Below are 14813 nucleotides of genomic sequence, written 5' to 3' on the forward strand. Positions count from 1 at the left end.
CCGGCTTGGGGGTGGAGCTAGCTCCACCCCCAAGCCGGAAGCCAGCCCCATACCGCTCTGACCTGCGCTTTTCTAGCGTTGTCGGTATGACGACGACTGCAGTGACGGACAGCCGTGCCGCCCGCGCCCCGGAGGCCGCCCTCGCCCTCGACGGGGTGGGCCGGACCTACGGGCGCGGAGCCCCCGCGCTCCACGGGGTGAGCCTGGCCGTGCCGCGCGGCCGGTTCGTGGCGGTGATGGGCCGGTCGGGTTCCGGCAAGTCCACCCTGCTGCGGTGCGCGGCGGGACTCGAACGGCCGACGACCGGGACGGTACGGATCGGGGGCACCGACCTCGCCACGCTGAAGGCATCCGGTCTCACCCGGCTCCGGCGGGACCGGATCGGCTTCGTCTTCCAGTCGCTGAACCTCGTCTCCGCCCTCGACGTGCGGGAGAACGTCACCCTGCCGCTCCTTCTCGCCGGAGCCCGTGAAGGCCGGGAACTCGACGCCCGCGCCCTCGCCGGTCTCGCGGCCGTCGGCCTCGCCGACCGCGCCGGGGACAGGCCGGAGAGCCTGTCCGGCGGCCAGCGCCAGCGGGTGGCCATCGCCCGCGCCCTGGTCAACGAACCCGAGGTCGTCTTCGCCGACGAGCCGACCGCCGCGCTCGACCCGGTCACGGCGGCCGGAGTCCTCGCCCTGCTGCGGCGCGCGGTCGACGAGCGGGGGACCACCGTCGTCCTCGTCACCCACGACCCTGTGGCGGCCGCCTGGACGGACGAGGCCGTGTTCCTCGACCGGGGCCGGCTCGTCGGGCGCCTCGACCGTCCGGACGAGCCCGGGGTACGGGAGATGCTGGGCGCGCACGCCGACCACCCGTTCCGCCCCATGGCGGTGGCCCGATGAAGCCGCTCGCGAACCCGGCGGTCCGGCTGCTCGCCGCCCGCTCCCTGCGGGCGCACCGGAAGGCCTGGGCGGCCGTGTTCGCCGCCGTCGCCGTCACCTCCGCGCTGCTCGGCGCCCTGGCCCTCGCCGCAGGATCGGCAGGGCTCGGCCACGCGCGCGTGGAGCGGTACGCGGCCGCGCCCGTCGTCGTCGCCGGTGACCAGGAGGTCCGCTGGACGACGAAGCCGTGGGGGAGCGAGGCCCAGACACAGACGGCCGGTCTGACCGAACGGGTACGGATCCCGAGTGCGACCGTCGACGTCGTCCGCGCGGTGCCGGGGGTCCGGGCCGCGGTGCCGGACCACACCTTCGTCGTACGGGAGCAGGGGACGGACGGTTCCCCGGACCGGCGGGTGCACACCGGGCGGTCCTGGGAGGCGGCTCGGCTGGCCCCGTACCGGCTGACCGACGGGCGCGAGCCGCGCGGGGCCGGAGAGGCCGTCATGGGCTCCGGTGCCGGAGCACGGGTCGGGGACACCGTCGCCGGGCGGAAGGTCGTCGGCCTCGCCGACGGGCCCGCCGCGCTGTACGTCACGGCGGGCGAGGCGCGGAAGCTCGCCGGGCATCCGGGTTCCGTCGACGCCGTCGGAGTGCTCGCCGAACCCGGCGTGCCCGTGGACACCCTCCACGCGCGCGTACGGGCCGCCCTGGACCGGGCCGCACTCAAGGACACGGCCTCGGGGCAGCCGCTCCGGGCGCTCACCGGTGACGGCCGGGGCGGGGCCGAGCACCTCGCCGCTCCTCCCGCGCGCATGGAGCTCCTCCAGCTCCTCGCCGCCGTCTCCGGGACCGTCGTGCTCATCGCCGTCCTCGTGCTCGCCTCGCTCGTCGCGCAGGCGCTCCAACAGCGTGCCGCCGAGCGGGACCTGCTGCTCTCGGTCGGTGCGACACCCCGTCAGGTGCGGGCGACCGCCGGCCGGGAGGTGACCCGGGTGGCGGGTCTCGCGGCGCTGCTCGGCGCGGCCGCGGCCGTACCGGTGTTCCTGGGACTGTGGTCGGCGCTGGGGGCCCGCACCGGCGTCGTCCCGCAAGGACTCGAACTTCCCTCCCCGCCGTGGCTGTTCGCCGCCACCCTCGTCGTCGCCGCGGTCGTGGTGGGGATCACCCGGCTCGTCGTCCTCTTCGCCGCCCGGCGCCCCGAGCGCGCGGGGAAGGGCGCCGTGCGGCGTGCCGTCGGGCTCGTGCTGCTCCTGCTGGGCGTGGCGTCGGCCGGTACGGCCACGGTCCAGGGCGGTGACGCGGCGGCGGCCGCCGCCGGGGCGGCCACGGTGACGCTGGTCGCCGGGTGCGCGGTGCTCGGGCCGTGGATCGCGGGGGCCGCGATGAAGGTCCTGGACCGGCCGTTCCGCCGGATCGGCGGCGCGCCCGGCCGGCTGACGGCCGCCGGTGCGAGCGCCCACTCCCGGCGCCTCGGGGCGGCGCTCGTGCCGGTCGTCCTCGTCACCGCCTTCGCGCTCGTGCAGCTTTCGGCGGGCACGACGATGGGCCGGGCCGCCGACCGTCAGGCGCGGGCCGCGACGACCGCCGACCTCGCGCTCTCCGGCATGACGGCGGCGGAGGTGCGGCAGCGGCCGGGGGTCGACGCGGCCACGGACGTGCTGCGTTCGACGGTCGTCCTGGCCCGCACGCAGGCCGGTTCGCCGCGCCTCGACCGGCTTCCGGTGCTCGGCGTGGACGCGGCGGGCCTCGCGGGCACGCTCGACCCCGGTGTCGTCGCCGGCGACCTGGCGGGGCTCGCCGGGACCGGGACGGTAGCGGTCGGCGCGGACATGGCCAAGTCCCTGGAAACGAAGGTCGGTTCGTCGGTCGAGTTGCGTCTGGGCGACGGGGTCCGCAAGCGGCTGCGGGTGGTGGCGGTGTACGAACGCTCGCTCGCCCTCGGGGAGTTCCTCCTGCCGAAGACCGAACTGGCCCCGCACATGAGCGATCCGTACCCCGCGCGCGTACTGGCGTCCACGGCGAAGGGCGGACCCGCCTCCCCCGTCGTGCCCGAACAGGTGATGCCTCCCGGGGCCGAGCTGAACGGGATCGTCTCGGCCGCGATCGTCTCCGCGATCGGCGGACTCACCCTCCTGTCCGTCCTCAGCACCCTCACCCTGATCGGCGCGGGACGGCGCGGCGAACTCCGACTGCTCGGCCAGGTGGGCGCCTCGGCCGGTCAGCTGCGCCGGATGCTGGGCCTGGAGGCGGGCTTCCTGACCGTCGCGGGCCTGGTCATCGGGGTCGTGGTGGCCGCGCTGCCGCTGACCTCCTTCGCCTGGTCGCTCACGGGCGGACTGCCCTACCTCCCGCCCGAGCAGGCGGGACTGATCGCCGGCGCGGTGGTGGTCACGGTGGTGGCGGGCGTGTTCCTGCCCTCACGGCGGCAGCGGGCCTGACCCGGGCTTCGAGGAGGCGGACCGGCGCCTGGGACCGGGACTCGCTCAGGCTTCGAGATAGGCGAGAACGGCGAGGACCCGGCGGTGGCCACCGCTGTCGCCCGGCGGCAGGCCGAGCTTCTGGAAGACATTGCCGATGTGCTTGTGCACGGCCCGCTCGGTGACCACCATCGAGCGGGCGATCGTGCCGTTGTCGTGCCCCTGCGCCATCAGCTCCAGGACCTCGCGCTCGCGGGGCGTGAGGGAGTCCAGCGGGTCGTCGCGGCGGCGGGCGAGCAGCTCGGTGACGACCTCCGGGTCCAGGGCCGTACCACCGGAGGCGACCCGCTCCAGGGCGTCGAGGAACTCGTCCACCCGGCCCACCCGGTCCTTCAGGAGGTAGCCGACGCCCCGCGCGCCGCCGCCCAGGAGCTCGGCGGCGTACGTCTCCTCCACGTACTGGGAGAGCACGAGCACCGGCAGGTCCGGCAGCTCCTCGCGGGCCGCGAGCGCCGCCCGCAGCCCCTCGTCGCGGAAGCCCGGCGGCATCCGTACGTCCAGGACGGCCACGTCCGGGCGGTGCTCCAGGAGCAGCGGCAGGACCTCGGGGCCGGTGGCCGCGACCCCGGCCACCTCATGGCCGGACGAGGTCAGCAGCAGCACGAGGCCCTCCCTCAGGAGGGCGTTGTCCTCGGCGATCACCACACGCACGGCAGCTCCACTTCGATCACGGTCGGGCCCCCTTCGGGGCTGGTCAGTCGTACGGTGCCGTCGAGTGCGGCGACCCGGCGGCGCATGCCCACGAGCCCCGAGCCGCCGCTCTCGCCGGCCTCGGCGCCGCCGCGGCCCTCGTCCGCCACGCGCGCGTGGAGAGCGGTCGGCTCGCGCGTGAGGGCGACGGAGGCGCGGGCGGCGCCGCTGTGCTTGGCGGCGTTGGTGAGGGCCTCGGCGACCACGAAGTAGGCGGCGGCCTCGACGGCTGCGGGGGCGCGGGGGGCGTCGAGGTGCTCCGGCCGGTCGCCCGGGGTGTGGTCGGCCAGCCCCGTCACGGTCACCTGCACCTCCAGGCCGCTGCTCGCGGCGAGGGCCCGCACCGCCCCGGTCAGGCCCCGGTCGGTGAGGATCGGCGGGTGGATGCCCCGCACCACGTGCCGCAGCTCGGCCAGCGCCTCCTCGGCCTGCGTCTGCGCGTCGTCGAGGAGCTTCCGCGCGGTCGCCGGATCGGAGTCGTACGCCCGCTTGGCCAGCCCGATCCGCATGGACAGCGCCACGAGGCGGGCCTGCGCACCGTCGTGCAGATCGCGTTCGATCCGGCGCAGCTCGGCGCCGTGCGCCGCGATCGCGCCCGCCCGGGTGGCCGTCAGCTGCTCGACGCGGGCGGCGAGCGCGGCGGCCCGGGCGGCCGCGGGGGTCGGCGTGAGCAGGGTGCGCGACCACTCGGCCCCCAGGTCGGCCAGCCGGCCGATCAGCGGCAGGGCCACCGGCCGCCGTCCCGCGAGCCCGGTCACCACGCCGTCGACGAGCACCGCGGGCAGCCACAGCACCAGCGAGGCGTACCAGAGCGCCAGGCCGTAGAGGAACTGTGCGCCCGCCCAGATCAGGTCCTGTCCGGTGGCGGGGTCGGTGACGGCGGTGCGCACGCGCGCGGGGAGGGGACCTTCGAGCGGCAGGTACGCCTCCGGGACGGGCGTCCCGGTCCAGGCGGCGGTCCGGCTCCGCTCCCAGCCGGCGAGGCGGCGCAGCAGCAGCACGCTCTCGGGGAGCACGCCCGCGCCGATGACCGTGGCGGTGAGGAAGGCCGTGAAGAGGGCGACGCCCGCCATCAGGCAGCAGAGGAGCGCGATCGCCGCCCCGCGCAGGAGGTGGAGCGACGCCCGGCCGGAGTCCTTGATCGCGTCGCGCATTCCGACAGGTTATGCGGGAGGCCCCGGGGGCGCGGTGGTGCAGGCACCACCATGGGTCCGGGGGCGGGCACCGCTGTGCCGGGGAGCCGGGGTGACGAAGATCGAATCCGTACCGACCCACCCCCTGCGCTTTCCCCTTCGTCCCCCCGACCCACGGAGATCCCCATGCGTTTCCTGCTCTGGCTGCTGCTCACGGCGAGCGTCCTCGGCAACGTGTACGTCAGCACCTTCGCCGACCTGACCGCCGCCGCCCACGTCACGGCGAGCGTCGGCACGGGCACGGTGCTGCTCGGCTCGGCCATCGGCCTGTGGCTGACCCGCCCCCGCGCCGAGGCCTGAACCGGCGTACGGCTCCCACTCCCCGCGCCGAGGCCTGAACCGGCGTACGGGTCGCGGGGCCTCCGTGCCCGGCCGGTGATGTCAGCGGACTGCCCCACAATGGAGGGCGTACCTGAGGAGGGGCAGACATGGCCGTATGGGACGACCTGGTCGGACAGGCGAAGGTCGAGGAGCAGCTCGCCGCGGCCGCGCGGGACGCCGACGCGCTCGTGACCGCCCATGCCGCCGGAGGCCCCGAGCCCGACGCCTCGAAGATGACCCACGCCTGGCTCTTCACCGGCCCGCCGGGGTCCGGGCGGGCGACCGCGGCACGGGCGTTCGCCGCCGCGCTGCAGTGCGTGAGCCCCGACCGGGCCCTGGGCGGGGCGCCGGGCTGCGGCTTCTGCGACGGCTGCCACACGACCCTCGTCGGCACCCACGCGGACGTGGAGATCGTCCGCACGGACCTGCTGTCGATCGGTGTGAAGGAGACCCGCGCACTGGTCCGGCGCGCCCAGCTCTCGCCGGCGGGCGGTCGCTGGCAGGTCATCGTCCTGGAGGACGCCGACCGGCTCACCGAGGGCGCGGGCAACGTCCTTCTGAAGGCCGTCGAGGAGCCCGCCCCGCGCACGGTCTGGCTGCTCTGCGCGCCCTCCCTGGAGGACGTGCTGCCCACGATCCGTTCCCGCTGCCGGCACCTGACCCTGCGCACCCCGCCCGTGGAGGCGGTCGCCGACGTGCTCGTCCGGCGCGACGGCATCGACCCGGAGGCGGCGTACATCGCCGCCCGCGCGACCCAGGGGCACATCGACCGGGCCCGGCGGCTCGCCACCGACGAGCGGGCCCGCGCGCGCCGGGCCGTCGTCCTCAAGCTGCCGCTGCGGGTCGAGGACATCGGCGGCTGCCTCAAGGCGGCGCAGGAGCTGGTGGACGCGGCGGCCGAGGACGCCAAGCAGGTCGCGGAGGAGGTCGACGTCAAGGAGACCGAGGACCTGAAGGCGGCCCTCGGCGCGGCGCAGGGCGGGCGGATGCCGCGCGGCACGGCCGGGGCGATGAAGGAGCTGGAGGAGCGCCAGAAGCGCCGCAGAACGCGTACGCAGCGGGACAGTCTGGACCTCGCCCTCACCGACCTCACCGGCTTCTACCGCGATGTCCTGGCGCTCCAGCTGCGGTCGCGCACGGCCCTCGCCAACACGGACGTACGGGACGCGCTGGAGCGGATCGCCGGGGACACCAGCCCGGAGCGCACCCTCCGCCGCATCGAGGCGGTCCTGGCCTGCCGGGAGGCCCTCGACCGGAACGTGGCTCCGCTGCTCGCGGTGGAGGCGATGACGATGGCGCTGAGGGACTGACGGGGGATGGCCGGGGGACGGCTCCGGCAGGCGATTGGACACGGTCCGTACCGGTCCGGATACGCTCCGGGAATGGACTCCAGGCGCTTGCTCCGTACGTCCGCCACGGCCCTCGCGGCCGCCGGGCTGATCCTTTCCGGCTGCTCGGGCGGCAGCGACGCGGCGGCGTCCCGCACCACATCGGCCCCGTCGGCAGCGTCGGCCCCGTCGGCCTCTTCGGCCGCGGTGTCCGTCTCGCCCGACGTCCTGAAGACGTACTACTCCCAGAAGCTGAAGTGGCGCGACTGCGGCGTCACGGGCTTCGAGTGCGCGACCCTGCGTGCCCCGCTGGACTACGCGAAGCCGGACGGGGAGCAGATCGAGCTGGCCGTCTCCAGGGTCCGGGCGACCGGTCCCGGGAAGCGGCTCGGTTCGCTCCTGGTCAACCCGGGCGGCCCCGGCGGCTCCGCCGTCGGCTACCTCCAGGGGTACGCGGGCATCGGCTACCCGGCACCCGTCCGCGCCCGCTACGACATGGTGGCCGTCGACCCGCGCGGAGTCGCGCGCAGCGAGCCGGTGGAGTGCCTGACGGGCCCGCAGATGGACACGTTCACACAGGTCGACCAGACCCCCGACGACAGCGCGGAGATCAACGCGCTGAGCGCCGCCTTCAAGAAGTTCTCGGCCGGCTGCGCGAAGAAGTCGGGGACGATCCTGCCGCACGTCTCCACGATCGAGACGGCCCGTGACATGGACATCCTGCGGGCGGTGCTCGGCGACGAGAAGCTCAGCTACGTGGGGGCGTCGTACGGCACGTTCCTCGGCGCCACGTACGCCGAGCTGTTCCCGGACCGGGTCGGCCGCCTCGTCCTCGACGGGGCGATGGACCCGTCGCTGCCGGCGATCGACCTCAACCGCGACCAGACCGGCGGCTTCGAGACCGCGTTCCGGGCCTTCGCCGCCGACTGCATCCAGAAACCGGACTGCCCCCTCGGCACCGAGTCCGTCCCGGCGGCCGGCGAGGCGCTGAAGAGGTTCTTCCGCGACGTGGACGCCGACCCCGTGCCCACCGGCGAGAGCCGGGAGCTCGGCGAGTCCCTCGCCACCACGGGCGTGATCGCGGCCATGTACGACGAGGGCGCCTGGCCCCAGCTGCGCGAGGCCCTCACCCAGGCGATCGGCGGCGATGGCTCCGGCCTCCTCGTCCTGGCCGACAGCTACTACGAGCGCGAGGCGGACGGCACGTACGCCAACCTCATGTTCGCCAACGCGGCCGTGAACTGCCTGGACCTGCCGCCCGCCTACGCCGGCCCCGCCGACGTGCCGAAAGCCGTCCCGTCCTTCGAGAAGGCCTCCCCGATCTTCGGCAGGGGCCTCGCCTGGGCGGCCCTCAACTGCACCTCCTGGCCGACCCCGCCCACCGGCGCCCCCCACCGCATCACCGCCGAGGGCGCCGCCCCGATCCTGGTCGTCGGCACCACCCGCGACCCGGCCACCCCGTACAAGTGGGCCCAGTCCCTGGCCGGCCAGCTCTCCTCCGGCACCCTCCTCACCTATGAGGGCGACGGCCACACCGCGTACGGCCGGGGCAGCGACTGCATCGACTCGGCGATCAACACCTACCTCCTGGAGGGCACCCCTCCGGCCGAAGGAAAGCGCTGCTCATAGGCCCTCTCCGGGGGTGGTCGGAGCACCCCGCGAAACTGTGTAGACTTGGCGTCGCTGCTGCACCCACCATGGGTTCGGACGGCGTGCCGCCTTAGCTCAGTTGGCCAGAGCAACGCACTCGTAATGCGTAGGTCTCGGGTTCGAATCCCGAAGGCGGCTCGGAATTACCCCAGGACTCACTCGCCGTGACCTGGGGTTTTTTCATTTCTCCTGGCCGCCGTCATCCGCTGCGGTCCGCATGAAGTCTCTGAGCAGTCGTACGAGTTCGTCCGGCCGGTCCTCGGGGACCAGGGTGCGGCTGCCCTCGATCTCGGCGAGGCGGCCTCGCGGGAACAGCTCGGCCAGGCGCGGGCCGTGCTCGCGGGGCATCAGCCTGTCCTGCGCCGCCCAGGCGATGAGTACGGGTCTGTCGAAGGAGCGCATCTGCTCGGACCATGCGAGCAACCGCGCTCTGGGCGGGGTGGAGGTCAGGTACTTGGCCAGGTCGCGGCGGACGCCGGGGTCCGTGCGGGCGGGCCGGAACCAGGCGTCCATGATCGTGTCGGGGACCGGGTGCTCGCTCATGGCGCCCCAGCCGTTCGGAGCCCGCCGTACCGGGCGCACTCGCAGGAGGTTCATCAGCAGGGCCAGGCCGCCGGGGACCGATGCGGCCCGGACCAGGGAACGGCCGGGCTTGCCCGGCGGGTAGTTGTCGAACGCCTCGCAGGCGACGAGGGCGAGCCGGGCGATGCGCGCCGTGCGGCCTTCGGACAGCAGCAGTTGCGCTCCGCCCCAGTCGTTGAGCACCAGCGTGACCTCGTCCAGCCCGAGCCGGTCGAGGAACTCCCCGACCAGGAGCGCCTGTCCGCGCAGCGACAGGTCCGCGTCCGGGCGCATCGGCTTGCGGTGGCTGCCCAGTGGCAGCGTGGGCAGCACGCATCGGTAGGTGCCGCGCAGGTCGGGGACGACCTTGCGCCACACCGTGTGGTCCATCAGTACGCCGTGCAGGAACACCAGGACGGGACCGTCGCCCCCGGTGTCTTCGTAGGCGATGGTTCCGGACGACAGTTCGACCTCGGGCATGGCCTTGCCTCTCCTCGTGTCGTACGCCGGACAGCCGGCCGTTCGTTCGTTCGTCGGCGCATCGAGGTCCGGTCTGTGTATCCCAACAACTACCACAGCTGTGGCACCACGGGTGGGGTGGTTGACGTGAGAGGGTGAAGCAGGGCTGCTAGATTCACCACACCTGTGGTGTTTGGGCGGGGATGGTCAGGCCGATCCGGTCGGGGCCAGAGCGATCGACGGGGCAGCGAAGGGAGGGGCGGCGTGGCGGAGAACGCGAACCGGCGCAACCTGCTGCGGGACGCCGCTCTCGAAGTGCTGGGCACCGAGGGCAGCCGCGGCCTGACCCATCGAGCGGTCGACGGCGCGGCGGGAGTGCCGACCGGGACGGCGAAGAACTACTTCCCCACCCGGGACACGCTGCTTGCCGCCGTCGCGGAGCGCTGCCTCGACCTCTTCCGGCAGGCGGGCACCCTGCCGACCGGTGTCAGCGGCCCCACCAGCCGTGAGGACCTCGCGGCACTGCTGCGCGGCCTGCTCGAAGAGGCCGCGGGCCCGGGCCGCCGGCGGGTGCTCGCCTACCTCGAACTCCACGGCGAGGCGTCACGCAAGCCGTGGCTGGGCAAGGTGCTCGCGGAGATCTCCGCCATGGACTTCGCGATGATGGAGCGGCTCCAGCGATCCGCCGGGCTCGACGTCACGCCGCAGCGCGCGCGTGTCGTGACCATGGCCGTGCACTCGGCCGTCGTGGACCTGCTGGCCCACCCGCCGGAGGTGCCGGACGGGGCGGGGCTCGATGACCTCGACGAGTTCGTCGGTGGGCTGCTCGACGTGGTCTATCCCCCGCCGCGTCCGGGCGAGGACCGGACGGCCGACAGGCCGTGAAGGCCGCGCCGTTCCGACAGGTGGGCGGAGGTGGCGGGGGCGGGGCGGTTGGTCGTACAACTCCGGAAGATCTTTTGCGCCGGAGTGGGAAACAGGGGGCAGCGTGACCAACACCAGCAGCAGCACCAGTGGCAGCGGGGTGGCCGGGGGTGGTGACGCGTTGGTCGTGACCGAGCGGACGCGGTTGCGGCGGATGCGGGAGAAGGGGAGTCATCGGCGGGCCGATCTGGACGCCGTGCTCGGGGCCGGGTTCCTCTGCCATCTCGGGGTTCCCGTCGACGGCACGACGATGGTCGTGCCCACCGCGTACGGCGTCGAGGGCGACCAGCTGTACCTGCACGGGTCCGTCGCCAGCCGCAGCCTCGTCCAGGCGCCCGACACCACCGTCTGCGTCACCGTCACCCATGTCGACGGGCTCGTTCTGGCCCGTTCCGTCTTCGAGCACGGGGTGAACTACCGCTGCGCGATGGTCTACGGGGTGCCCCGCGTCGTGACCGACCCGGACGAGAAGCTGCGCGGCCTTCGGGCGCTCACCGAGCAGAGCTCCCCGGGGCAATGGGAGTACGCACGCCGGCCCAGCCGCAAGGAGCTGGCCGCGACCTCGGTGCTCGCGCTCGACCTGACCGAGGCCTCCGTGAAGACCCGCAGCGGGCCGCCGGACGACGGTGATTCCGAGGACGCCGCCCTCGGTCTGTGGGCCGGCGTGCTGCCCGTGGTGACGACCTTCGGCGAGCCGGTCACCGATCCCGTTCTTCCCGCCGACGTCGTACCGCCCGCGCATGTGGCCTCCCGCGCGGGGCGCGTCCTCGGCGAGTGAGAACTCCTATGGCTCCTACGGCTCCGATGGCTCCGATGGCTCTGACCGCTCTGACCGCTCTGACCGCCTGACCGCTCTGACAGCTTTGACAGCTCTGGGAGTTCTCGGAGCGGTCAGAGTCATCAGAGCCGTCAGAGCTGGAGTTTCAGGCTGCTCAGGTGGTCCGCGTCCGACAGGGCATCGATCGCGGTGATCCGGTCCTCCAGGACCGTGAACGCGAACACCAGCCGCGGGTCGCCCTCCGGCGGCCAGGCCAGGCCCGCCGCGCCGTCCACCAGGGCTCTTCTGGCCGTGCCCACCCGGTCGGCGATCGCCTCGGCGACCGCCCCCGGGCCGTGCACGACCGTCGCCCCGGTCCGTACGGCCGTGGCGTCGGCCCGCAGCACCACCTCCGGGTCGAGGAGCTCGTGCAGGGCGGCGGCATCGCCGTTCCGCGCGGCCGTCCGGAAGGCCGCGACGATCTCCCGCTGGCGCGGCAGGTCGGGCTCCGGCATCTCCTCGGCCTCCTGGAGCCGGTAGCGGGCCCGGCCGGCGAGCTGGCGGGTGGCGGCCGGGGTCCGCTCCACGATCAGGGCGATCTCCTCGTACGGGACGGAGAACTCGTCGTGCAGGACGTACGCGAGCCGTTCCGGGGGTGTCAGCTCGTCCAGGGTCGTCGGCTGGGGCTGTTCCTGGGGGTTTCCCAGAGGGGTGGCGGGGGCGGTGTGGTGCGGTCCGCCCGAGGCCCAGGGGTCCCACGGGTCCCAGGGGTGTTCGCGGAGTGTCTCGCGGGAGCGGAGCCGGGCCAGGCAGGCGCGAGCCACGGCCGCGGTGGGGTCGTCCGTGGCCGGGACCGGGCCCGGGGCGATCGGGGCCTCCCGGGCCCGCCCGGTCCTCCGTACGTCCTCCACCGCCTCGTCGGCCTCCTCGAAGGTGCCGAGGAGGCGGTACGCGACGGCCCGCAGATGCGGTCGCTGCTCCTCGAAGAGTGCTGCGGGGAGGGCCGTGGGGTGAGATTGGGGGAGGGGGGCTGGGTGGGATTCGGGGTGGGTCGCTGGGAGGGCTGCGGGGGCAGCGTTCTCATCCACGGGGCGTGGCCTCCGTCGGGCAGGAAGGGTTCAGTCGCCGTGTCCCGTGCCTCCGCTGCCGAAGCCTCCGCTGGAGATCCCGCCCCACTTGCGCTTCTCCTCGGTCGGCGGGTCGGGCGACGCCTCCGAGCCGTCCTTGAGCTGGTACGGCATGAGCCGGTGCTCGCCGTCCGTCTGGGGCATCTCGGCAGGCCTGCGGTACCCGGACGTCTCGCCCGGCAGGCTGCCGTCCTCCGGTCGATGGGGCTGCTCGTCCGGCTTCGGCGGGTTGGACTCGCGGTCACGGACCCGGAAGCCCAGCCAGACCGCCGCGATCAGCACGGCGACGATGACGAGTCCGCCGAGGAGCTGTCCGAGGCCCGACTGCCAGACTCCCGCGGCCATGGTCTGGGCTGCGCTGAGACTGTTCATACTCCAGGATTACCCCTTTTTCGCCCTTTTGGACGCACCCGGCGAAGACGCCTGAAGATTCCCTGAAACATTTCCCCGCCTCTGTCGCGTCAATGAGGTGTACGGCGACCACACCACGTCACCGCGAGGGAAAGGAGGGGCATGAGAAAGTCCCGCGCGGACGAGTTCCTGGAGTTCGCCGCCGCACGCTCGGGTCATCTGTTCCGCTCGGCATGCTTGCTGACCAGCGGAGACACCCATCTCGCCGAGGACCTCACCCAGGAGACGCTCGGCCGGATGTACGCCCTGTGGGGCCGTATGGCCCGGATCGGGAACCCCGCCGCGTACGCCCAGACCGTGCTCGTCCGCACCTTTCTCAGCCACCAGAGGCGCCGCTCGGCCACCGAGCGCCCCCTCGGCGAGCTTCCCGACCGCGCCCCCGACACCGGCGAGGACCCCGCGCTCCGGATCGCGCTGCTCGACGCGCTGGCCGGGCTCGCACCCAAGGACCGGGCGGTCGTGGTGCTGCGGTACTGGGAGGACCGCAGCATCGAGGAGACCGCCGAGGCCCTGCACGTCAGCTCCGCCGCGGTGCGCACCCGCTCCGTACGGGCGCTGGCGAAGCTGCGTGCACGACTCGGCGGCAGCATCGCCGAGTTCGCCACCCGCTGACCCCCGCGTCCCTTCCCGGTTTCCGCACGTCCGCTCGTCCACTTCCGCCCCCAGCGGCTTCTGCCCTTTTATCGACCGGAGACGGTGAATTCGACATGCCCCAGAACGAAGGTCCCCAGCACGAGGGATTCGAGGAGGAGCTCGGCGCGGTCCTGCGCCGCACCGGCGACGGCTTCGCCGCCGACGACCGGCGCGAGCTGGTCGAGGGCGGGCTCCAGCGCGGCAAGCGCCGCCTGGTCCGCCGCCGCCTCGCGATGACCGGAGGCGTTCTCGCGCTCGCCGCCGTCGGCATCGGCGGCGTGTACGGCGGCTCGCTGCTGTCGCCGAGCGGGAACACGACGACCACCTCCGTGGCGGCGCCCCCGAAGCCCCGCCCCACCATCGACCCCGTCCCGGGGAAGCAGCGGCCGGGTGAGGCGAGCATCCCCGTCAAGGACATCGCCGCCGTCCTCGAGAACAACACCCCGGCGGGCTCCTGGGAGTTCGAGGGCCTCGACGGAAGGGGCCAGGCCGTCAGCGGCGTCTTCGACGACGGGAACGGCAAGGCCGGTGTCACCGTAGGCCTCTTCCGCGCGGGCACCGGCGAGGCGGGTGAGGACCAGGTGGCCTGCCCCGACAAGGTCGCCATCCCCTACGACAACTGCACCATGCAGAACCTGTCGAACGGCTCCCGGCTCATGATCCTCCAGGGGTACGAGTACCCCGACAAGCGTGAGGAGACCAAGCAGTGGCGGGCGGTCCTGCTCACCAAGGACGGCTTCCTGGTCGACGTGAGCGAGTACAACGCCGCCGCCGAGAAGGGCGCCCCCATCAGCCGGGAGAACCCGCCCTTCACGCCCGCGCAGCTCAAGGCCCTCGTCACGACCGACGACTGGCGTCCGCTTCTCAAGAAGCTGCCCCAGAACGTGGACATGTCGGGCGGCGAGGGCAGCCAGGGCGAGCCCCGGCTGCCGGCCGAGCCGAACGCCACCGACTCGATGAACACCTTGCGCTCGCTCGTGCCCAAGGGCCTCGCGGTCGTCAACAAGGGCGGGCAGTCCGGGTACGCCTACGTGGTCGTCGACGACGGCAAGGGGAAGAGCCTCGTCGAGGTCAACATCCAGCCGAACATGGCGGACGTGGTCGGCACCCTCTTCGGCAGCGGGGACGTCACCACGCTCCCCGACGGCCGCAAGGTCAAGCTCACCCAGCAGGCGGGTGAGAAGGGCGGCGAGGGCGTCGTCTGGTGGTCCGTCGACACCATCACGCCGGAGGGCTTCCGGGTTGTCGTGTCCGCCTTCAACGCCGGCACCCAGCACGAGGCGGCCACCCGCGCCGAGCCCGCGCTGACGATGAAGCAGCTGAAGGCGATCGCGCTGAGCCCGAAGTGGCAGACGCTGCCCATGAAGTAGCGCCGAAGCAGCACCGCAGCAGCATCGAAGCGAAGCAGTGCCGAAGCAG

At 73.6% G+C, this 14813-nt stretch carries 14 protein-coding genes and 1 tRNA gene; 10 read left to right on the forward strand and 5 right to left on the reverse strand.

Annotated features, from left to right (window positions below; genetic code table 11):
* The first annotated feature begins 86 nt into the window (after positions 1-86).
* Both OG259_RS23030 and OG259_RS23035 read left to right on the forward strand, forming a co-directional pair.
* Positions 87-884 carry an ABC transporter ATP-binding protein gene (locus OG259_RS23030; RefSeq protein ID WP_328943981.1) on the forward strand — a complete coding sequence of 266 codons (798 nt, stop codon included), beginning with the start codon at positions 87-89 and terminating at the stop codon, positions 882-884.
* Positions 881-3301: an FtsX-like permease family protein gene (locus tag OG259_RS23035; RefSeq protein ID WP_328943982.1), complete on the forward strand. Its 2421-nt coding sequence runs from the start codon at positions 881-883 to the stop codon at positions 3299-3301. Before OG259_RS23030 ends, OG259_RS23035 begins: the two co-directional genes overlap by 4 nt.
* Before the next feature lie 45 nt (positions 3302-3346).
* Here the strand turns inward: OG259_RS23035 and OG259_RS23040 are convergent, their stop codons facing one another.
* Complete coding sequence (locus tag OG259_RS23040; protein WP_266893389.1) at positions 3347-3991, reverse strand: LuxR C-terminal-related transcriptional regulator; 645 nt, start codon at positions 3989-3991, stop codon at positions 3347-3349.
* The gene (locus OG259_RS23045) at positions 3979-5184 is read right to left on the reverse strand and encodes a sensor histidine kinase (protein WP_328943983.1); all 1206 of its coding nucleotides are present in this window, start codon (positions 5182-5184) and stop codon (positions 3979-3981) included. The genes OG259_RS23040 and OG259_RS23045 overlap by 13 nt, the downstream gene beginning before the upstream one ends.
* A gap of 165 nt (positions 5185-5349) precedes the next feature.
* On the opposite strand from OG259_RS23045, the gene OG259_RS23050 reads away from it, so the two are divergent.
* The 4 genes from OG259_RS23050 to OG259_RS23065 all read left to right on the forward strand — a co-directional run bounded on the left by OG259_RS23050 (position 5350) and on the right by OG259_RS23065 (position 8660).
* Positions 5350-5523, forward strand: coding sequence for a hypothetical protein (locus OG259_RS23050; RefSeq protein WP_328943984.1), 174 nt, complete (start codon positions 5350-5352; stop codon positions 5521-5523).
* Between the two features lie 128 nt (positions 5524-5651).
* Complete coding sequence (locus OG259_RS23055; RefSeq protein ID WP_328943985.1) at positions 5652-6854, forward strand: DNA polymerase III subunit delta'; 1203 nt, start codon at positions 5652-5654, stop codon at positions 6852-6854.
* A 72-nt stretch (positions 6855-6926) separates the two neighbouring features.
* Complete coding sequence (locus tag OG259_RS23060) at positions 6927-8501, forward strand: alpha/beta hydrolase (protein WP_328943986.1); 1575 nt, start codon at positions 6927-6929, stop codon at positions 8499-8501.
* Positions 8502-8586: 85 nt separating this feature from the next.
* Positions 8587-8660: transfer RNA gene (locus OG259_RS23065), tRNA-Thr, on the forward strand.
* 42 nt (positions 8661-8702) lie between these two features.
* Here OG259_RS23065 and OG259_RS23070 read toward each other — a convergent pair.
* The gene (locus OG259_RS23070) at positions 8703-9563 is read right to left on the reverse strand and encodes an alpha/beta fold hydrolase (protein ID WP_328943987.1); all 861 of its coding nucleotides are present in this window, start codon (positions 9561-9563) and stop codon (positions 8703-8705) included.
* Between the two features lie 243 nt (positions 9564-9806).
* On the opposite strand from OG259_RS23070, the gene OG259_RS23075 reads away from it, so the two are divergent.
* Both OG259_RS23075 and OG259_RS23080 read left to right on the forward strand, forming a co-directional pair.
* The gene (locus OG259_RS23075; protein WP_328943988.1) at positions 9807-10427 is read left to right on the forward strand and encodes a TetR/AcrR family transcriptional regulator; all 621 of its coding nucleotides are present in this window, start codon (positions 9807-9809) and stop codon (positions 10425-10427) included.
* 193 nt (positions 10428-10620) lie between these two features.
* Complete coding sequence (locus OG259_RS23080) at positions 10621-11244, forward strand: pyridoxamine 5'-phosphate oxidase family protein (RefSeq protein WP_328947155.1); 624 nt, start codon at positions 10621-10623, stop codon at positions 11242-11244.
* Between the two features lie 131 nt (positions 11245-11375).
* Here OG259_RS23080 and OG259_RS23085 read toward each other — a convergent pair whose 3' ends face one another.
* Together OG259_RS23085 and OG259_RS23090 are read right to left on the reverse strand one after the other, a co-directional pair.
* Entirely contained in the window at positions 11376-12311 is a 936-nt protein-coding gene (locus OG259_RS23085) for a sigma factor-like helix-turn-helix DNA-binding protein (RefSeq protein WP_328943989.1), read from the reverse strand.
* A 30-nt stretch (positions 12312-12341) separates the two neighbouring features.
* Positions 12342-12722: a DUF6479 family protein gene (locus OG259_RS23090; RefSeq protein WP_266893373.1), complete on the reverse strand. Its 381-nt coding sequence runs from the start codon at positions 12720-12722 to the stop codon at positions 12342-12344.
* Between the two features lie 141 nt (positions 12723-12863).
* Between OG259_RS23090 and OG259_RS23095 the strand changes: the two genes are divergently transcribed.
* On the forward strand, positions 12864-13373 hold the full coding sequence (locus OG259_RS23095; protein WP_328943990.1) for a SigE family RNA polymerase sigma factor: 510 nt from the start codon (positions 12864-12866) through the stop codon (positions 13371-13373).
* Between the two features lie 95 nt (positions 13374-13468).
* On the forward strand, positions 13469-14764 hold the full coding sequence (locus OG259_RS23100) for a hypothetical protein (protein ID WP_328943991.1): 1296 nt from the start codon (positions 13469-13471) through the stop codon (positions 14762-14764).
* Positions 14765-14813 lie beyond the last annotated feature (49 nt).

This window comes from Streptomyces sp. NBC_00250 (assembly GCF_036192275.1).
Classification (GTDB): Bacteria; Actinomycetota; Actinomycetes; order Streptomycetales; family Streptomycetaceae; genus Streptomyces.